The following is an 18,948-nucleotide window of genomic DNA, read 5'->3' as shown; positions in this document are numbered from 1 at the left end:
CGTCCCTGTGCCTCAGCCGGCCAGCACCGCGCGGAACGCTGCGGGATCGACATGGTCGTGCTCGGCGATCGCCACCAGCGCAGTGCCCCGCGGCTCGCCCGGACGCCAGGGGCGATCATATTGGTGCCGCACCCGCGCGCCGACCGCCTGTACCAGCAGCCGCATCGGCTTGCCGGTCACGGCCGCATAGCCCTTCACCCGCAGCACCTTGTGCTCGCGCGCCAGCCGCTCGATGCGGGCGACGAGCTCGGCGGGATCGGCGATCTCGCCGAAGGTGACGACGGTGCTGTCGAAATCCTCATGTTCGTGGTCGTCGGCGCCGTCATGGTGTGAGGGGCGCGCGGCAAGGTCGTCCTCGGCAGCAGCGCCGAGCCCCAGGATCACGCGCGGGTCGATCGCGCCCTCTCGGATCTCGACCACCGGCACCGGCCGCGGCGCCTCGGCTGCGATCACCGCGCGAGCGGCAGCGACGCCCTCCGGTCCCGCCAGATCCACCTTGGTGAGCAGCACCATGTCGGCGCAGGCCAACTGATCCTCGAACACTTCGGCCAGCGGCGTCTCATGGTTGATGCCGGGGTCGGCAGCACGCTGCGCCTCCAGCGCCACCAGGTCGGGCGCGAACCGGCCCTCGGCGACCGCCTCGGCATCGGCCAGCGCCAGCACGCCGTCCACTGTGATGCGGCTGCGGATCGCCGGCCAGTCGAACGCCTTGAGCAACGGCTTGGGCAGCGCGAGGCCCGAGGTCTCGATCAGGATATGGTCGGGGCGCGGCTCCAGCGCCAGCAGCCGCTCGACCGTTGGGATGAGATCGTCGGCGACGGTGCAGCAGATGCAGCCATTGGCCAGCTCGACGATGTTCTCGGCCGGGCAATCGGGAATCGCGCAGGATTTGAGGATTTCGCCGTCGACGCCGAGCGTGCCGAATTCGTTGACGACCACCGCGAGGCGGCGCCCTGCGGCATTCTCGATCAGGTGGCGGATCAGCGTCGTCTTGCCCGCGCCGAGAAAGCCGGTGACGATGGTAACGGGGACCTTGGCCAGGTCGGTCATGCATGTCTTCCCCCGCGCCCGAGCGAACACACGGGGGGGCTTGCCGGAACGAGTGTCCAGCCGGCGCGCGACGACGGGCGGGCGCGACAATCGCCCGGCACCACGCGACCGTGCAGCCCCAGCCGCACAGCTTCGTCGCTCGAACGGAAGCAAGACCGTGCCGCGGCCATCCCCTGGACCAAGGCAAGAGCGACCGTTGCGCCGGCAGGTCTCCTGGCTTGCGGGTCACGGCACGCTGCACGCCTTCCCAGGCCGGATCGGCCCAGTGGCTGCCCCTCGGTGGAGGCCAGTGCATCGCGCTATCCGCTCACAGTTGCAGGGACAGCCGCGGATTTGGGGAGAAGCCTCCCCGCACCGCATTCCCGATTAAGCCCCATGTCCGGGGCACCGGCGCGATCTTTGCGAAGGCCGCAAGGCCTTCGCGTACGGCTCTAGACCCGCACCTCGATCTCGTCCAGCCTCTGCCAGCGATAGATGGCGAAGCTGATGGGCCAGCAGGCGACGAACAGGCCGATGATCGCGAAGCCGAGACCGTTGAAATGCGCGCCGAGGTCGGCGGCGAGGCCGAAGGCGCCGCCAGTCCAGCCCATCTTGTCGCCGATCAGCGCCAGCGTCTCGATGCCCCCGATCACGATTGCGACCAGCGCCGAGATCAGCGTGATGGTGACGTTGTAATAGAGCTTGCGGATCGGCTTGACGAACGCCCACTGGTAGGCGCCGAGCATCACCACCCCGTCCAGCGTGTCGACCAGCGCCATTCCCGCGGCGAACAGCGCCGGCAGCACCAGCAGCGTGCCGAGCGAGACGCCATGCGCCGCCTGCCCTGCCGACATGCCGAGAATCGCCACTTCCGTCGCGGTGTCGAAGCCGAGGCCGAACAGGAAGCCGAGCGGCGCCATGTGCCAGCTCTTGCTGACCAGCCGGAACATCGGCCCGAACAGCTTCGACAGCGGCCCGCGCGCGGCGAGCAGCAGGTTGAGATCGTCCTCCACATAGGCGCCGCCCGCGCGCACGTGCTGGAAGGTCTTCCATACCGCGCGCAGGATGATCAGGTTCATGCCCGCGATAGCGAACAGGAACAGCGCCGAGACCGCCGTGGCGATCACCCCGCCCAGTTCCTTGAAAGCCCCCATCCCCGCCAGCGCGCCGGTGGCGAGCGCGATCCCGGCCGAGGCGATGGCGATGATCCCTGAATGGCCGATCGCGAACCACAGGCCGGTCGCGATCGGCCGCTGGCCGTCGTTCATCAGCTTGCGGGTGACGTTGTCGATCGCGGCGATATGGTCGGCGTCGACGGCGTGGCGCAGCCCCAGCCCCCAGGCGAGCAAAGCGGTGCCGAGCATCAGCGGCTGGGCATGGAACAGGGCGAAGGCCCAGCCCCAGGCGGCGAGATTGGCGGCGATCAGGCCCGCGAACAGCAGGAGGATGCGCGCGCGCAACGGCAGAACGGACACTATAGGCACTCCGGCGGCGTCGTGCGACCAAGCCGGGGGCCACCGCGAGCGGCCGATCGCGCACCCCGGCCGGACGCCTCCGGCGACCGAGCCACGCAACCGCAAACGGCCCCAGCCGCTCATGCGTCGCTCAGACGGAGTAAACCGTGCCGCGGCCATCCCCTGGGCCAGGGCAAGAGCGACCGGACGCCGGCAGGTCTCCTGGCTCGCGGGTCCCGGCACGCTGCACGCCTTCCCAGGCCGGATCGGCCCAGTGGCTGCCCCTCGATCGGGGGCCAGTGCATCGCGCTATCCGCTCACAGTTGCAGGGACAGCCGCGGATTTGGGAGCAAGCCCCCGCACCGCATTCCCGATTAAGCCCCTTGTCAGGGCACCGGCGCGATCAGGCGCCGGTGGTAGGGGAAGCCGGGCGGTGGATCAACCGCCGGTCGGTGCCCGCACGCAGGAAATGCAAGGCCGACAGCAAGGTCAGCCCGCCCACCGCGAGTGCGGACGCGTAACAGCAGGTGATGAAGAAGGGCAGCCAGCGCACTTCCGGCGTGCCGAGCGCATGGACGAGCAGCAGTGCCACGCTGCCGACATAGCCCGAGGCATCCGCGATATAGATCAGGAACCCGGCATTGGCGGCGGTGCCGATCGCGGCGATCATGCGATCGAACAGCATCGCGTTGAACGGGGTATAGGCCAGGTAAAGCCCCGCCCCCGCCACCGTCATCCACGGTAGCGGCGCGAGCAGCCCCGCCTGGAAGGCGAGCGTCGACCCGCCCAGGCACAGCGCACCGAGCAGGATCAGCCCGTGCATCGCCAGCAGCGCGCGCAGATTGTCGCGGATCAGCATCAGCAGCGCCAGCGCGGCAAGCGTGAGCAGCGCGATCGGCAATTCGCTCGCGGAGAACACCGCCGCCTCGCCGCCATAGCCGAGCGCGGTCCACAGCTCGCGCGCGAAATTGTCGCGCACGTCGCGCAGCGCGGTGAGCAGCACATAGCCGATCGCCAGCATGACCAGCGTCGCGCCATGCGCGCGCAGAAAGGCGGCGCGATCGGCAGCCTGCATCGGCACCCGGGCGGTGCGCTCGGCTTCGTCGCAGGCGTCCGGCGGGGGCAAGCGCTCGAGTTGCCACAGCGCGACCAGCAGCATCGGCAAGAACACCAGCCCTGTCGCCGCCGGCATCCACTGCTCCGCGACGCCAGCGCCCATCAGCAGCACCGCCACCGACTTGACCACGCCCGAAGACAGGATGAAGCTCGCGCACAGCATCGCGCCGAGCAGTTCGGAGACGCGGCGCCCCTCGACGTAACTGAACACCAGCCCCCAGATCAGCCCCAGCGGCAGGCCGTTGAAGAACAGGCAGGCGACGTTCCACGGCGCCGGGATCAGTGCGAACAGCACCAGTGCGATCCACGAGGCGCCGATCAGCCCGAGGATCATGCGGGCCCGTCCCTGCCGTCCGGCTTCGGAGATGACGCGGACGCCGATCAGCTTGGAGAGCGCATAGCCGATCACCTGCGCGATCAGCAGCGCCGTCTTGTAGTCGATGGCGAAGTGCCAGCCGACGACGCCGGCATAGGTCGCCACCGCAAAGGGCTTGCGGAAGGCGTACATCGCGAAATAGGCGCTGAACGCCGCGAGCCCGCCCAGGAACAGCGTAAACCCCGAAGCACTTCGCGCGGCTCCGCTCGCGCCATCACCGAGCATTGCGATTCCCCATGAAGCGCCGCGCTTGTGGCGAGCCTGCGCGACAGCTTCATGACAGCGAAGTTACGCCCCCGTCACCAGGGGCGGACGCGCAGCGCCTCGGCTTCCGCGGCACAGCTTTGGGCATCGGGGTGCGGTGCCGTGGATCGTAGCCGCGCCACTTCCTGCCGGGCGGCCACCAGATCGCGCTGATAGGCGGGCGAGGTCTGGAGCACGACGAACACCGAGGCGCCGGCCATATAGCCGGCTTCCACCGCGCTCTTGCTGTGCGACCCGCAGATCGCCCGGCTTTCGCCGTACGCCCGGCCCCGGGCTAGGATCGCGCTGGCCTTGTCCGGCATCGCCTCGGCGAGGATCTGTGCTTCGAGCCAGCCATTGGCGGTGTGGCCCGAGGGATAGTCGCCATTGCTCGCCAGATGCGCGGTCTTGGCCTCGCAAATCGGCCCGTCCTCGCGCAGATAGGGGCGCGGCACCTGATAGGCGGCCTTGACCTTGCCGACGACCGGGCCGGTGCCCGCCCGCGCGAGCAGCCGCGCCAGCGCCGGCGCGCGCGTGGCATCGAGCACCATCCCCATCGCGCAAGCGTTGCGGTGCAGCGGATCGTTGGTGACGTCGTCGGTGGCGATCCGCCAGCGCAGGCTTCCCTCGAGCTTCCGGGTCGCGCGGAACACTGCCATGTCCAGCGCCGCGCCGGGGCTGTCCAGCGCGGGCGGCGGCGGCAGGATCGCCATGCCGTCGGGATATTGGCCCGCCGCCAAATACGGCGCGATATCGCTCGCCTGGGGCGCCGCGATCAGCAGCGATAGCGCCGCGAAAAAGCCGGCGCGGATCATGCGGGAAGGCCCGGTCGGGCGCCGAAGCCCGAGGTGGAGGCGTGGAGCTGGGTGCGCATGCCGCGCCCCCTACTCTGCCGCGCGCCATTCTTCTACGTAGTTTTACAGGCGCCTGCATTATGCTGCAGGCAAGGCGGCGCGCGCAAGATGCCGGAACCTGCACATGGGGGCGACGTGGACATCTCGCTTCAGAATAACATCTTGGAGCTTGTCGCCAAAGGCGCCGACCTGGCCTCGGTCACCGATCGGCTGTGCCGGGAGGTGCAGGTGCGCCTGCCCGATGTCCGCCCCATGGTGCTGCGCGTCGATCTTGCCGGACGGCTCCATCCGGTAGCCGGTCCGGCCCTTCCCGAAAGCTATCTGGAGGCGGTGGACGGCATGATGATCGGCCCCAAGGTGGGCTCTTGCGGGGCCGCCGCCTATCTCGGCGAGCCGGTCGCCAGCACCGATATCGAAACCGATCCCAACTGGGCCAAATATCTCGACCTTACACGTCCGCTGGAGCTGCGCGCCTGCTGGTCGAACCCGATCAAGAACGCTCGCGGCGAGGTCACCGGCGTCGTCGCCTTCTATTACCGCGTGCCGCGCGGCCCCACGCCGATGGAGCGCCGGATCGTCCGCGTATGCCTGCACCTCTGCGCGATCGCGATCGAGCAGGACATCTGGCGCGCCAAGCAGGTCCGCCGTGCGCAGCTCGACGGCCTGACCGGCCTGCCCAATCGCTCGGCCTTCACCACCTCGCTCAGCGACCTCGATTGCAGCGAACCCGGCGCCTGGGGACTGATCCTGGTCGATCTCGACAATCTCAAGATCGTCAACGACACGTTCGGCCATGTCGCCGGGGATGCACTGATCATCCACGCCGCGCGTCGCCTGTCCGAAGCGGCCGCGCCCGATCGCGCCTATCGTCTGGGCGGCGACGAGTTCGCGGTACTGGTGCAGAGCCCGGCCGCGCTCGCCGACCCCGCCGAAGCCGCGCGCATGCTGCTCGATGCGCTTGCCCAGCCGATCGAGGACGGGGAGCGCAACGTCGTCCCCCGCGCGACCGCCGGTGGTGCGCTGATCGGCGAAGGCGAGACGGCCGAGCAGGTGCGGCTCAACGCCGATCTCGCGCTCTATCACGCCAAGGAGACCGCGCGCGGCAGCTTCGTCCGCTACGTGCCGGGCATTGCCACCCGCATGGCGCGGCGGCTCGATGCGATCCACGCGGTGGAGCGCGCGCTCGCCGAGGACCGGCTGCTGCCGCACTATCAGCCGCTGTTCGACCTGAAGACCGGCGAGATCCTCGGCTTCGAGGCGCTGTGCCGGATGCGTACCGACGACCGCATCGTCTCCGCCGCCGAATTCTTCGAGGCGACGACCGACGGCAAGGTCGCCGGCGCGATCACCGCGCGGATGCTCGATCGCGTCGCCGCCGACCTGCGCCATTGGTGCGATCTGGGCATCGCCCCGCCGCATGTCGGCATGAACTTCTCGTCGAGCGACTTCCATGGCGCAAGGCTGCGCGAGATGATCCCCGAAACGCTGGCGCGGCATGGCGTGCCGCTCCACCATCTGGTGCTGGAGATCACCGAGACCGTGTATCTAGGCCAGGGCGACACCGTCGTCGCGGACACGCTGCGCTGGTTCCGCGCGCAGGGGCTGCTGGTGGCGCTCGACGATTTCGGTACCGGCTATGCGTCGCTCACCCATCTGCTGACGATGCCGGTCGATTTCATCAAGATCGACAAGAGCTTCACCGACCAGCTGCTCCAGAACAGCGCCAGCCGCGCGATCGTCGAGGGCGTGCTGCACATCGCGCAGGAGCTCGACATGCGGGTGATCGCCGAAGGGGTCGAGACCGAGCTGCAGGCGGATCGCCTGCGCAGCATCGGCTGTGCCTATGGCCAGGGGCATCTGTTCTCGCCCGCGGTCGGCGTCGAGCGTGCGACCGAGTTCCTGCGGGCGGCGAAGATCCTGCCGCTCTCGCCCACGCGCGGTGCCGCCGGCACGGCCTCCGACGCCGCACTGCTTCACTGAAGCTGCACCGCGTCGAACATGCAGCTTCAGGCTGCCTTGGCCGAATTCGACGCCTGCTCGCCCAGCAGCTGGTTGAACCGCTCGACATAGGGCTTGAACCACTCTGCCTCTTTCAGGTCGTCGGCGGTGTTGATGCCGTGCAACTCGCTGGTGATCTGCGGGTCGGTCTCCTTCGCCTTGGTCATGGCTTCAACCAGCAGGCTCAGCATCTTGTCATCCGGATTGGTGCTCGTCGAGATGTCGCCGAACACCGCCTTGCTCTGTTCCTCGCCCAGCGTGACCCGTGCGGAAGCCCGGCCTAGCTGGCTGCGCACGCTCGTATCCTTCGCCGCCTCGCCGTCATACACGCGCATGACCTCTGCGCGATCCTGCGGCCGAACGGACGAAAGTCCCATCCCGATAAAGGTGTTGTGCAGTTCGGCCGATCCGACATAGCCGCCGGCGCGGAGGTGATCCTGCCACTGCGTTGCCATCACCGCCATCTGCTTCTCCGTATCGGAGAAGGTGCCGCTGGTGTCGGCGGCGACCAGCGCCATGGAGCGCGTATCGAGGTCGCCGACCATCGAGTAGACATATTCCATGGAGTTCTTGTTGACATCGGCCGCCATGCGCGCCGTCTTGTCGTCGAACCGCGCCCGCACATCCTTCAACACATCGGCATCGCTCAACCCTGCCGAACTGCTCACCCGCTCGGGGTCGCTGATCCCCATGGCGAATTCATGCGAGGAAAAGCCCTCCAGGGGCGGCACGAACATCTCGTAGACGGACGGCGCCTCGTCTTTGGACTTGGCGGTCTCGGCCTTGTCGGATTGCGCTGCGAGCAGCGCATTCGCCGTGTCGGACGCGAGCTGCACGCCGCGCGGGTCGGCGGCTGCCGCCGACGGCTCCACTGCCGCCGGCATGGCGTCAGCAGCTTTGGTGTCATTACCAACCTGCGCAACGGTGGCGATGCCGGCAAGATCGGCGGCTTGCGACGACGGACGGATCGAAGACATCAACTTTCCCCTCGAAGATGCTGTATTCCAACACCTATCCTTATATGCGGCAATTCGGCGCCGACGTGCGCTCTCGCAAAAGAATTTCGATCGCTGCGAGTAAAGCCATGGTTCTCCCGTGTGCGGCGCAAAAATAGGGCCGGAGGATCGCTCCTCCGGCCCAGTGCTTTCCTCCCCAGGAAAGTCAGAAGCGCGTGCGCAGCGTGATGCCGTAGGTGCGCGGCTCGGCGAGATATGCCGAGAAGAGCTGGCGGCCGCCCGGATATTTGGGATCGGTGAACGGTGCGGTGGCGGCGCCCTCCTGGAAGGGCGAATTGAACACCACCTGGGTGTAGTTCTGGTTGAAGATATTCTGTCCCCAGAACTCGATGGCCCAGCGCTCGTCCTTGCCGCGGATGCCGATACGCCCGTTGACCAGCGTGTAGCCGTCCTGGATCTTCTGCGGGAACAGGTCCGAGCCGGTGTTGTAGTCGCCGGTCATGCGCGCGTCGAAATAGATCAGGCCGCTGAGGCCCGAACTGCCGAGCGGCGGCGTCCAGGCGACCGAGGCGGTGCTGACGATCTCGGGCGCGTTGGACAGCTGCTGCCCCGGCAGCCGCCGCAGCGCCTGGTCGAGCGGCCCGCCGGCATCGTTGCCGACCAGCTGGTCGCGATAATGGGTGTCGGCATAGGTGAGGCCCAGCCCGACCCGGAAATCGCGCACCGGCACGACCGAGGCTTCGAGCTCGACGCCCTGCGACACCACGCCGTAGCTGACGTTGGAGGACGAGCAGGCGCCCGTGGTCGAGGCCGCGGCGTTGAAGTTGGTCGCGGTGCTGAACTTGCTCTGGTCGCGGTCGCCGCCGCCCAGGCTGGCGGTGCAGCCATTGATGTTCTGCACCAGGAAGACGGTGCCGTTGAAGGTGTTGAGCTGGAAATTCTTGAACTGCTGGCGGAAGGCCGAGAGGTTCAGGCTGAACTTGCGGGTCGAGTATTTCAGGCCGATCTCGAAGGCGTTGTTGGTCTCCGGTGCGAACTGGAGGTTGCTCACCAGCGCCTGCGCACCGCCGACCGCGGCGAAGGGCAGGATCGGCACCTTGAGCGCCGACTTGTCGAGGTTGAAGCCGCCCGCCTTGTAGCCGCGCGAATAGCTGCCGTAGAGCAGCAGGTCGTCGGTCGGCTTGTACGATAGGATCGCCGTGCCGGTGAACTGGTCCTCCTTGCGGGTATCGCTGATCGCGGCGCCGTTGAGCTCGGCGGTGGAGTTGCCCTGGCAGGACAGGCCGAGGATGCCGTCGATCGTCGCGGTGAGCGAGGCGACCGAGCGAAGCGGCAGCAGCGCCGTCTGGTTGGCGACGCAGGCGGTGTTGTCGTTGCCGAAGGTGGCGTTCAGCCGCTTGCGCTCATTGGTGTAGCGCAGCCCCAGCGTCAGGTCCAAGCCCTTGGTGACGTGGAAGATATTGTGGGTGAACAGCGCCCAGTTGCGGCTGTTCTGCCTGAAATAGTCGCGCGTCGTGCCGCGATCGTTGATCCCGTCGAGCCGATCGAACGCCGCGTAGATCAGCGGGCTCGCGGCACCGAACAGCGCCGGCCGCGCGGCAAGGCAGCCCGCCGCCGCCGGGTTGTAGAGCGCAGCGAGCGCGCTGCCCGAGACGATGCGGCAGGTGGCGAAGCGGCCGTACTGGCTGCCGAAGCGGAGATTGTCGACGAGCGTCAGGTCCTCATTGGCGAAATAGCCGCCGACGAGCCAGTCGAGCTTCTCGTTGAAGGCGGTGCCGTTGAGGCGGAGTTCCTGGCTGAACGTCTCGAACGCGCGCGACGAGTCCGCATTCGGCGCGCGATATAGCAGGTCGACCGCGCTGTAATCAGTATCGGCGCCCTGGCTCGAGAAATAGTTGCGATAGCCGGTGATCGAGGTGAGCTTCACCTTGCCCAGGTTCCAGTCGAGCTGGACCGAGCCGCCCCAATCCTCGGTGATCCCGCCATAGCTGCGCCCCCGCGAGACATAGAGGTTGCGGCTATAGGGGCTGCTGAACGCCCCCAAGGGCTGACCGAGGTCGCGCAGCACGCGGACGATATTGTTCGCCGTCGGGCTGTTCAGGCTGCCGATATAGGGATTGATCGAGGAGTCGACATAGACCGCGCCGCAGCATTCCTCGTTGCGATGGGTATAGTCGCCGATCACGCGGATCTGGATGTCGCTGCTCGGCTCGAACAGCAGCTGGCCGCGCAGGAAGTAGCGGTCGCGATTGTTGACGTCGCGATTGTTGGTGACATCGTGGTAGAAGCCGTCGCGCTTCATGTAGACGCCGTCGAGCCGGCCCGCGACCGTGCTGCTGAGCGGCACGTTGACGAAGCCCTGCACTCGAATCGCGTTGTAGTTGCCATAGGTCGCCTCGGCGCCTGCCGAGAAGGTCGATTCCGGCTTCTTCGAGACGATGTTGATGATGCCCGCCGAGGCGTTGCGGCCGAACAGCGTGCCCTGCGGGCCGCGCAGCACCTCGATCCGCTCGAGATCGCCGAGTTCGCTGAGACCGATGCCCGAGCGCGAGCGATAGACGCCGTCGATGAATACCGCGACCGAGCTTTCCAGGCCAGGATTGTCGCCGACCGTACCGATCCCTCGAATGCGCGCAGAGCCATTGGCCTCGCTGCCCGTCGACGAGACCAGCAGCGACGGCGCCACCTGGTTGAGCGCGCGGATATCGTTGGCGCCGGTCTGCTGCAGCGTTTCCGCACTCACTGCGGAGACTGCCAGCGGCACGTCGGCAAGCGCCTGGGCGCGGCCCTGCGCGGTGACGATGATCTCGTTATCGGCCTGGACGGACCGTCCAGCCGCATCCTGCTGATCCTGGGATGTTTCCTGCGCGAGCGCGGGCGCTGCGAGCGCCATCACGAGTGCCGGCACTGCACAGGCCGACATAAGGCGTAGCCGCATATCTTTCCTCTCCACCGAGGTTGGAGCTGTGTTTCCGCTCCATACCCGAAGCTCGAATACACGCCTTGCCGTCAGCGACGTCAAGCAAAACTAAAGTTGCAAAATGCCACTTGAATACAATCGTTGCAGAGAGAGCACAGTGTTGCCCAACCGAATTGGCGCGCTGCACCACGCGGCCGCGGTTCGGACGGGATAAGGCTTTGACCGGCTTCGGTCTTATCGCAGGCGACGGCAGAACTTGGCCGGTGCACCGCATTTGGGATACAGTGGCGGGCCTCTGGGGAGGGGGCCACATGCAGTTTCACCATCGTGCCGTACCGATCGTTCTGGCCGCCGTTCTGATCGACTCGATCGGGTTCGGCGTGATCCTTCCGGTGCTGCCGAAGCTGATCGTGACGCTGTCGCACACCAGTCTCGACGATGCCGCCCGGATCGGCGGCTGGATGCTGGTCGCGTTCGCCGTGGCCCAGTTCGTCGCCGGCCCGATCCTGGGCTCGCTCGGCGACAGTGTCGGCCGGCGCCCGGTGCTGCTCGCCTCGATGGCGGCGTTCGCCACCGATTATCTGCTGATGGCGGCCGCGCCGACCATCACCTGGCTGTTCGTCGGCCGCGTCGTGGCCGGGATCGCGGGCGCGGTGTACGGCCCGGCCAATGCCGTGCTGGCGGACGTCACCCCGCCCGAGAAGCGCGGCGCGACCTTCGGGATGATGGGGGCGGCGTTCGGGATCGGCTTCATCCTCGGCCCGGCGATCGGCGGCCTGCTCGCCAGCCTGGGCCCGCGTGCGCCGTTCATCGCCGCGGCGGCGCTGGCCGGGCTCAACGCGCTGTGGATCCTGTTCCTGCTGCCCGAGACGATGGCGCCCGAGCGCCGCCGCCCCTTCCGGCTGCGCGACGCCCACGTCTTCGCCGCCTTCCGCCCGCTGTTCGAGGCGGGCAACGCCAAGCCGCTGCTGCTCGCCGCTTTCCTCTGGCAGCTCGCGCACATGGTGTATCCGGCGACCTGGGCGTTCTTCGGCGAGATCGCGCTCGGCTGGAACGAGCAGATGATCGGCGCCTCGCTTGCGGCGTCCGGCATCTGCATGGCGCTGGTCCAGAGCTTCGTCACCGGCCGCGCGATCGCCGCCTGGGGCGAGGAGCGGACGGTGGTGCTCGGCATGCTTGCCGGCGGCCTTGCCTTCCTCTGCTATTGCTTCGCGCGGGAGACCTGGATGGTGTTCGCGATCATCCCCTTCGCCGCGTTCCAAGGCCTCGCCTTTCCGTCGATCAACGCGCTGCTCTCGCGGATGACCGACCCGTCGCGCCAGGGCGCGCTCCAGGGCGGCATGGCGGCGCTCGGCAGCGTCGCGCTGATCCTCGGCCCGCTGCTGCTCAGCCAGGCGCTGGCGTTCGGATCCGAGCGCGGCTTCCGGGGCGGCAATTTCGCGGTGGCGGCGGTGCTGGCGCTGAGCGCGCTGCTGCTGATCGAGTGGAAGGTCGTGCCGCGCGTGCAGCAGGCGCCCGCAGAATAGCGAACGACAATTTGCGACACTTTGTCGCGACGATGACAAACCCATGCGACAGGCATGGGCGAGATGAAGGGCGTGCCGGGGGTCCGCCCCCGCCCCCGGCATCCCATTCCTTCTCAGGAGTTTCGGATGCTGAAACATGTCACTCTCGCCGCGCTCGGGGCCTCGCTGCTCGCAGGCTCGGCGCTTGCCGCCCAAGTCGAGCCGCAGGACGGCCCGCGGGGCCCCCGCCACGATCCGCTCGCCATGGCCGACCAGAACAAGGACGGCATCGTCACCCGCGACGAGATGCTCGCCAGCATCGCCACCCGCTTCAATGCGATGGACGCGAACCACGACGGCAAGGTCACGCCGGAAGAGCGCGAGGCCTATATGGCGCAGCAGCGCGCGCGGATGGGCGGCCGGATGGCGCCCAAGAACGACATCACCCTCGCCGACGAGCAGGCCCGCGCCACTCGGATGTTCGACCGCGTCGACACCAATCATGACGGCAAGATCGATGCCGCCGAGCGCCAGGCAGCTGCGCAGAAGATGATGCAGATGCGCCGCGGTGGCGGCTGGCGTGGTCGCCAGGGTGCGCCGGGCGGCGACATGCCCCCCCCTCCTCCGGCCGACGGCAACTGACGCCAGCCGGAGCAGCCGGGCGGGAGGCCGCGGGCATCGCCGATCCTGTCCCCGTCGGGATCGAACGCGCCTCCCCTGACGCTTCACCGCGGTGCCTTGTGGATCTCCTCCCTCCCGCCCGGCTCTTTTCCCCGACGACAAAGGCGCTACGTTGGTGACCATGTCCGAAGTCCCGCACCTGCTGCTCGTCGACGACGAGCGCTCGATCCGCGAGCCGCTCGCGCAATATCTCACCAAGCAGGGCTTTCGCGTCACCCAGGCGGGCGATGCGGAGAGCGCGCGGGCGCGGCTCAACGCCTATGCGATCGACCTGGTGGTGCTCGACATCATGATGCCGGGCGAGGACGGGCTGAGCCTGTGCCGCCATATCCGCGAGACCAGCGAGACGCCGGTGATACTGCTCACCGCGCGCAGCGAGGAGACCGACCGGATCGTCGGGCTGGAAATGGGCGCTGACGATTATGTCGTGAAGCCGTTCAGTCCGCGCGAGCTCTCGGCCCGGATCAAGGTGGTGCTGCGCCGCTGGTCGGCGGGCGGCGCCAAGCAGCATGCGCCCGAAACCGGCTCGTTCGCCTTTGCCGGCTGGGTGCTGCGCACCGGCGAGCGGACCCTGGTCGATCGCGAGGGCGTCTCGGTGCCGCTGTCGACCGGCGAGTACAACCTGCTCCACGCGCTGGTCACCCGGCCGCGCCAGGTGCTCACCCGCGACCAGCTGCTCGACCTGACGCAGGGGCGCGAGGCGGCGGCGTTCGATCGGGCGATCGACAATCAGGTCAGCCGCTTGCGCAAGAAGATCGAGCCGGATGCCAAGAACCCCTCGATCATCAAGACCGTGTGGGGCGGCGGCTATACATTGGCGGCCGAGGTCACCCGGCTTTGAGGCGGTTCCTGCCCACGAGCCTGATCGCGCGCATTGCCCTGCTCGTCGCCGCTGCGCTGTTCGTCGCGCAGGCGATCAACTTCGGGCTGCTGCTCCATGAGCGGCAAAAGGCGCGGTTCGCGCTGGTGATCGCGCCCGCGACCACGCGGCTGGCCGACGCGGCCGAGCGGCTGCTCGTCCTCCAGCGCGAGGCCCCGCTTCAGCCGGGTGCTGCGAAGAAGCGCTTCCTCTCCGATCCGCGCACCCATGTACGGCTGCACGCCGAGAACCCGTTCGCGGGCGAGGTCGCTCGGCGCCGCCCCGATGTCGAGCGCGATCTTCGCCGTGGGCTCGAGGATGCGGGACTGCGTGCCGGTACGATCATGGCGGCGCTGCGTCCGGTCCGGCCGGAGCGCCTGCTCGATCCCAAGCTCGATCCGCTCCGCGCCGAGCGGCTGCGGCGGATGGGTGCGGAGATGCTGGTCGCGGTCGAGTTGCCCGGCAAGGGCTGGCTCACCCTCGCGACACCCTGGCCGCGCACCGAGTTCGACCTGATCTGGCAGCTCGCCGCGCAGACGCTGATCCTCTACGTCGTAGTGCTGGTGCCGGTGCTGCTGGTCGGCGGACGGATCGCGCGGCCGTTGCGTACCCTGACCGACGCCGCACGGACCTTCCGCCCCGGCGACGACACCGCCCCGATCCGCGAGCGCGGCCCCAGCGACGTGCGCGCGCTCATTGCTGCGTACAATGCGCTCGGTCGGCGCGTCACCTCGATGCTCGACGAGAAGGACCGGATGCTCGGCGCGATCGGGCACGACCTGCGCACGCCGCTCCAGGCGCTGCGGGTCCGGATCGAGTCGGTGGAGGACGAGGACGATCGCGCGCGGATGGCCGACACGGTCGACGAGATGAGCCGGACGCTGGACGACATCCTGTCGCTGGCCCGGCTGGGGCGGCCGAGCGAGCCCAACACCGATGTCGATCTCGGCGCGCTGGTCGATGCGGTGGTCGAGGATTTCCGCGACCTCGATCACGACGTGACCTTCGAGGAGCCCGAACGGCTGAAGATGCGGTTGCGGCCGACGCTGATGCGCCGTGCGGTGCGCAACCTGATCGAGAATGCGGTGAAATATGGCGGCGGCGCGGAGGTGCGGCTGATCCCGGAGGCCGAGCGGGTGACGATCGAGGTGTGCGACCGCGGGCCCGGCATTCCCGCGGACAAGCTGGAAGCGGTGTTCAATCCGTTCACCCGGCTGGAACAGTCGCGCAATCGCGATACCGGGGGGATCGGGCTCGGGCTGGCGCTGGCGCGGGCGATCGTCAACGATGCAGGGGGAACGATCGCGCTGGGTAACCGCGACGGTGGCGGGCTGACGGCGACGATCACGCTGCCGCGGTGAGTCCCACTATTTAGCCCCTCCCCTTTAGGGGAGGGGTTGGGGTGAGGGATTCCAGAACCGATGTTGGTCTCTGCGAGACACTGCCCCACCCCAAACCCCTCCCCTGAAGGGGAGGGGCTTAGAAAAGAAGAAACAAAAAAGCCGCGCTCCCCATCGGAAGCGCGGCCCTTTTTCTACCGAAAACCCCGGCCTATCAGCCGACGATTTCTTCCGGCTTGAAGAAGAAGGCGATCTCGATCGCGGCGTTCTCTTCCGAGTCCGAACCATGGACCGAGTTCGCTTCGATCGACTCGGCCAGTTCCTTGCGGATCGTGCCCGGCTCGGCGTTCGCCGGGTTGGTCGCGCCCATGATGTCGCGGTTGCGCTGCACGGCGTTCTCGCCCTCGAGCACCTGCACGACGACCGGGCCCGAGATCATGAACGAGACGAGGTCGTTGAAGAAGGGACGCTCCTTGTGGACGCCATAGAAGCCCTCGGCCTGCTCGCGGGTCATCTGGATGCGCTTGGAGGCGACGACGCGCAGGCCTGCCTCTTCCAGCATCTTGGTGACGGCGCCGGTGATGTTGCGGCGGGTGGCATCGGGCTTGATGATCGAAAAGGTCCGGGTCGCGGCCATGGCCGTGCGGCTCCTGTAATTGGTGATGGAAGGAAGTGGCGGCTCCCTAGTCCTGCGGCGTCTTCAATGCAAGCTCAGGCGACTTGCGCCCAGCGGCCATTTTCGTCCTGACGCCAGTAGCGCCGCTCGACGCCCTCGCGCTCGCCGAGCGTGCGCCAGGCCACGCGCGCCGCGCCGATGCTGTCCTCGTCGAACAGATGGAAGGCGCGCTCGAACGCCAGCGCTTCGTCGCGCCACAGGCCGCCGACCAGCGCCACGTTGCGGGCGCCGTTGGCGGGTACGACTGTCTCCGCGATCAACGCCGGCTGCTCGCTGTCCCAGTCGCCGCCCGCCTGCCCATGCGGCAGGAAACTCGCCGGCTGGTAGCTCCACAGCAGCTGGTCGATGCGGGTACGCAGCGCCGGATCCTCGGCGACGATCAGCAGCCGCCCGCCGCTGCCCAGCACCTTTTCGGCAATCGACGGCAGCACGCGATCGAGCGGCGCCATGGTAAGGTGATAGAAATCGACCTGCATGCGGGGCCCCTTAGCCCGGATGTGCGTTGGGGCCAACGCGCCTCCCGTTGCGGAGCCGCAATCGCTGCGATAGGGCACGTGGATGCCCGTTGCCGGGGAGTGACGATAAAGGTGGGAGTTTTCGTGAAGCGCAAGGCCATGTTCTTTCCGGCCGCGCTCGGTCTGTGCCTGTCGGCGCAGGCTCGCGCCCAGCAGGCGCCCGATTCGCGTCCCCTGCCCGCGGACCAGGCTGCCGGCGCCACGGTGCCCGCCGCCGATCTGCAGGACCGGCCGGCCGAGCCCGCCCCGCCGCCGGCCAATGGCCTGCCCGACGATCCCAAGCAGGTCCAGTTCACCGCCGACCAGCTCGACTATGACATGAACAGCGACGTCGTCACCGCCAGCGGCGACGTGCGCATGTATCGCGAGAGCAACCGCCTCCGCGCCGACAAGGTCACCTGGGACCGCCGCACCGGCAAGGTGATGGCGACCGGCAACATCGTCGTCGCCAATCCCGAGGGCGATGCCGCCTATGGCGACAGCATCGAGCTGACCGACACGCTGAAGGACGGCGTGGTCGACAATATGCTCGTCGTGCTGGAAGCCGGCGGCCGCATTGCCGCGGCGCGCGGCTCGCGCAACGACGGCGGCGTCATCACGGTCGAGAATGCCGCCTATACGCCCTGCTCGGTCTCCGACAGTTCGGGCTGCCCGAAGGAGCCCTCGTGGAAGATCACCGCCGACCGCGTCGTCTATGATCCGGCCAAGCATCGGCTGCGCTACAAGGGCGCGCGCATCTCGGTATTCGGCTTCGCGACGATCCCGCTGCCGGCCTTTTCGCACCCCGCCGGCGGCCAGAGCGATTCGGGGTTCCTGACGCCCGACGCGCGCTACAGCCGCACCAACGGCCTGCAGCTCGCTCTGCCCTATTTCATCAGCATCGCGCCCAACCGCGACCTGACCGTCACGCCGCGCGTCTTCTCCGACACGCTGCCGATGCTGCAGGCCGATTATCGCGAGCTCAACAGCCTCGGCTCCTTCCGCCTCCAGGCCTATGGCACCTACAGCCGCCGCGCCGACGACCTCACCGTCACGCCGACCCCGGCGACGCTGCGCAACGACTTTCGCGGCTATCTCGACTTGGTCGGCCGCTACCAGCTCGACACCAATTGGGACGTAAGTGCGTCGTTCCGCGTCGCGAGCGACCGCACCTTCCTGCGCCGCTACGACATTTCGCGCGACGACCGGTTGCGCAACAACCTCGCCATCGAGCGGATCGATGCCGACAGCTATTTCGCGATCAATGCCTGGGCGGTGCAGACGCTGCGGGTCGGCGATCGCCAGGGGCTGCAGCCGGTGGCGCTGCCCGAGCTCGACTATCGCCGCCGCCTCGACGACGGGCTGCTCGGCGGCAAGTTCGACTTCGAGGTCAACACCCTCGCGCTCACCCGCACCGGCGGGCAGGACACGCAGCGCGCCTTCACCAGTGCGCAGTGGAGCATCCGTCGCCTCACCAACTGGGGCCAGGAAGTCAGCCTGACCGCCTATACCCGGGGCGACATCTACAACACGTCGGACACGATCGCGACGACGGTGGCGAGCTATCGCGGCGAGGACGGCTTCCGCTTCCGCGGCATCGCCGCCGGCGCGCTCGATGTGAAATGGCCGTTCGTCGGCGACTTCCTCGGCGGCTCGCAGCGGATCACCCCGCGCGTGCAGATGGTCGTCGCGCCGCACCTGGAGAACATGGACGTCCCCAACGAGGACGCCCGCGCGGTCGACCTCGAGGACTCGAACCTGTTCGCGCTCAACCGCTTCGCCGGCTATGATCGCTTCGAGGATTCGACCCGCTTCACCTACGGGCTCGACTATGCGCTGTACCTGCCGGGCATCAGCGTCGAGGCCAATGTCGGCCAGAGCTACCGCCTGACGACGCGGTCGACGCTGTTCCCGAACGGCACCGGCCTCACCGATCGCATGTCCGACATCGTCGGGCGCACCGTGATCCGCTTCCACGATTTCATCAGCCTCACCCACCGCTACCGGCTCGACAAGGACGGGCTGGCGGTGCGCCGCAACGAAATCGACATGTCGGTGGGCTCGCGCGCCACCTATGTCACGGTCGGCTATCTGCGGCTCAACCGCAATGTCGATCCGACGCTGGAGGATCTGCAGGATCGCGAGGAACTCCGCCTCGGCGCCCGCGTGCAGTTCGCGCGCTTCTGGTCGCTGTCGGGCTCGACGCTGATTGACCTCACCGACAAGCAGGAGGACCCGCTGTCGCTGGCCAACGGCTTCCAGCCGATCCGCCACCGCATCGGGCTGTTCTACGAGGACGACTGCCTGCGCATCGGCACCACCTGGCGGCGCGACTATGCCACCACCGGCGACGCGCAGCGCGGCAACTCTTATCTGCTCACCCTCGCCTTCAAGAACCTCGGCCGCTAGAAGACCCGGTCTGGGGGGATTCGGCGCTAAGCCTTGGT

At 67.9% G+C, this 18,948-nt stretch carries 14 protein-coding genes and 2 riboswitches; of the genes, 6 read left to right on the top strand and 8 right to left on the bottom strand.

Annotated features, from left to right (window positions below):
* Window positions 1-12 precede the first annotated feature (12 nt).
* From cobW to BM009_RS06995, 4 genes are all read right to left on the bottom strand, one after another.
* Window positions 13-1,050, bottom strand: coding sequence for a cobalamin biosynthesis protein CobW (cobW, locus tag BM009_RS07010; protein WP_093294999.1), 1,038 nt, complete (start codon window positions 1,048-1,050; stop codon window positions 13-15).
* A 185-nt stretch (window positions 1,051-1,235) separates the two neighbouring features.
* Window positions 1,236-1,457, bottom strand: a riboswitch (cobalamin riboswitch).
* A gap of 24 nt (window positions 1,458-1,481) precedes the next feature.
* Entirely contained in the window at window positions 1,482-2,504 is a 1,023-nt protein-coding gene (locus BM009_RS07005; protein ID WP_254772183.1) for a HoxN/HupN/NixA family nickel/cobalt transporter, read from the bottom strand.
* A 173-nt stretch (window positions 2,505-2,677) separates the two neighbouring features.
* Window positions 2,678-2,897, bottom strand: a riboswitch (cobalamin riboswitch).
* The gene (locus BM009_RS07000) at window positions 2,887-4,200 is read right to left on the bottom strand and encodes a DUF5690 family protein (protein WP_093294996.1); all 1,314 of its coding nucleotides are present in this window, start codon (window positions 4,198-4,200) and stop codon (window positions 2,887-2,889) included. Its footprint overlaps the riboswitch before it by 11 nt.
* 74 nt (window positions 4,201-4,274) lie before the next feature.
* Window positions 4,275-5,033, bottom strand: a complete 759-nt coding sequence (locus BM009_RS06995) for an acid phosphatase (protein ID WP_093294994.1) — start codon at window positions 5,031-5,033, stop codon at window positions 4,275-4,277.
* 174 nt (window positions 5,034-5,207) lie between these two features.
* Between BM009_RS06995 and BM009_RS06990 the strand changes: the two genes are divergently transcribed.
* Entirely contained in the window at window positions 5,208-7,052 is a 1,845-nt protein-coding gene (locus tag BM009_RS06990; RefSeq protein ID WP_093295785.1) for a putative bifunctional diguanylate cyclase/phosphodiesterase, read from the top strand.
* Between the two features lie 26 nt (window positions 7,053-7,078).
* On the opposite strand, the gene BM009_RS06985 is transcribed toward BM009_RS06990, so the two are convergent.
* Together BM009_RS06985 and BM009_RS06980 are read right to left on the bottom strand one after the other, a co-directional pair.
* Window positions 7,079-8,047, bottom strand: coding sequence for a hypothetical protein (locus BM009_RS06985; RefSeq protein ID WP_093294993.1), 969 nt, complete (start codon window positions 8,045-8,047; stop codon window positions 7,079-7,081).
* 184 nt (window positions 8,048-8,231) lie between these two features.
* Window positions 8,232-10,964 (bottom strand): TonB-dependent receptor, encoded by a 2,733-nt coding sequence (locus BM009_RS06980; protein WP_093294991.1) that lies wholly within the window; start codon window positions 10,962-10,964, stop codon window positions 8,232-8,234.
* Window positions 10,965-11,257: 293 nt separating this feature from the next.
* Here BM009_RS06980 and BM009_RS06975 point away from each other — a divergent pair, with 293 nt between their 5' ends.
* From BM009_RS06975 to BM009_RS06960, 4 genes are all read left to right on the top strand, one after another.
* Window positions 11,258-12,472 carry an MFS transporter gene (locus BM009_RS06975; RefSeq protein ID WP_093294990.1) on the top strand — a complete coding sequence of 405 codons (1,215 nt, stop codon included), beginning with the start codon at window positions 11,258-11,260 and terminating at the stop codon, window positions 12,470-12,472.
* A gap of 126 nt (window positions 12,473-12,598) precedes the next feature.
* The gene (locus tag BM009_RS06970; RefSeq protein WP_093294988.1) at window positions 12,599-13,093 is read left to right on the top strand and encodes an EF-hand domain-containing protein; all 495 of its coding nucleotides are present in this window, start codon (window positions 12,599-12,601) and stop codon (window positions 13,091-13,093) included.
* 160 nt (window positions 13,094-13,253) lie between these two features.
* Window positions 13,254-13,973, top strand: a complete 720-nt coding sequence (locus tag BM009_RS06965) for a response regulator (RefSeq protein WP_093294987.1) — start codon at window positions 13,254-13,256, stop codon at window positions 13,971-13,973.
* Window positions 13,970-15,352: a sensor histidine kinase gene (locus tag BM009_RS06960; protein ID WP_093294985.1), complete on the top strand. Its 1,383-nt coding sequence runs from the start codon at window positions 13,970-13,972 to the stop codon at window positions 15,350-15,352. Before BM009_RS06965 ends, BM009_RS06960 begins: the two co-directional genes overlap by 4 nt.
* 193 nt (window positions 15,353-15,545) lie before the next feature.
* Here the strand turns inward: BM009_RS06960 and ndk are convergent, their stop codons facing one another.
* The gene (gene ndk / locus BM009_RS06955; protein ID WP_093294983.1) at window positions 15,546-15,968 is read right to left on the bottom strand and encodes a nucleoside-diphosphate kinase; all 423 of its coding nucleotides are present in this window, start codon (window positions 15,966-15,968) and stop codon (window positions 15,546-15,548) included.
* Between the two features lie 74 nt (window positions 15,969-16,042).
* Window positions 16,043-16,483, bottom strand: coding sequence for a DNA polymerase III subunit chi (locus BM009_RS06950; protein ID WP_093294982.1), 441 nt, complete (start codon window positions 16,481-16,483; stop codon window positions 16,043-16,045).
* Window positions 16,484-16,621: 138 nt separating this feature from the next.
* On the opposite strand from BM009_RS06950, the gene lptD reads away from it, so the two are divergent.
* The gene (lptD, locus tag BM009_RS06945) at window positions 16,622-18,910 is read left to right on the top strand and encodes an LPS-assembly protein LptD (RefSeq protein WP_254772228.1); all 2,289 of its coding nucleotides are present in this window, start codon (window positions 16,622-16,624) and stop codon (window positions 18,908-18,910) included.
* Window positions 18,911-18,948: the final 38 nt, after the last annotated feature.

The sequence above is a fragment of the Sphingomonas sp. NFR04 genome, assembly GCF_900114095.1.
Lineage (GTDB): Bacteria > Pseudomonadota > Alphaproteobacteria > Sphingomonadales > Sphingomonadaceae > Sphingomonas.
The sequence above is the reverse complement of the archived record's forward strand: the minus strand, read 5'-3'. Positions and strand labels throughout refer to the sequence as shown.

Excerpts from the sequence above, each read along its gene's own strand:
- BM009_RS07000 (WP_093294996.1), bottom strand. The coding sequence starts at position 4,200 with ATGCTCGGTGATGGCGCGAGCGGAGCCGCGCGAAGTGCTTCGGGGTTT.
- BM009_RS06995 (WP_093294994.1), bottom strand. The coding sequence starts at position 5,033 with ATGATCCGCGCCGGCTTTTTCGCGGCGCTATCGCTGCTGATCGCGGCG.
- cobW (WP_093294999.1), bottom strand. The coding sequence starts at position 1,050 with ATGACCGACCTGGCCAAGGTCCCCGTTACCATCGTCACCGGCTTTCTC.
- BM009_RS06975 (WP_093294990.1), top strand. The coding sequence starts at position 11,258 with ATGCAGTTTCACCATCGTGCCGTACCGATCGTTCTGGCCGCCGTTCTG.
- lptD (WP_254772228.1), top strand. The coding sequence starts at position 16,622 with ATGTTCTTTCCGGCCGCGCTCGGTCTGTGCCTGTCGGCGCAGGCTCGC.
- BM009_RS06980 (WP_093294991.1), bottom strand. The coding sequence starts at position 10,964 with ATGCGGCTACGCCTTATGTCGGCCTGTGCAGTGCCGGCACTCGTGATG.
- BM009_RS06965 (WP_093294987.1), top strand. The coding sequence starts at position 13,254 with ATGTCCGAAGTCCCGCACCTGCTGCTCGTCGACGACGAGCGCTCGATC.
- BM009_RS06970 (WP_093294988.1), top strand. The coding sequence starts at position 12,599 with ATGCTGAAACATGTCACTCTCGCCGCGCTCGGGGCCTCGCTGCTCGCA.
- BM009_RS06950 (WP_093294982.1), bottom strand. The coding sequence starts at position 16,483 with ATGCAGGTCGATTTCTATCACCTTACCATGGCGCCGCTCGATCGCGTG.
- BM009_RS06985 (WP_093294993.1), bottom strand. The coding sequence starts at position 8,047 with ATGTCTTCGATCCGTCCGTCGTCGCAAGCCGCCGATCTTGCCGGCATC.
- ndk (WP_093294983.1), bottom strand. The coding sequence starts at position 15,968 with ATGGCCGCGACCCGGACCTTTTCGATCATCAAGCCCGATGCCACCCGC.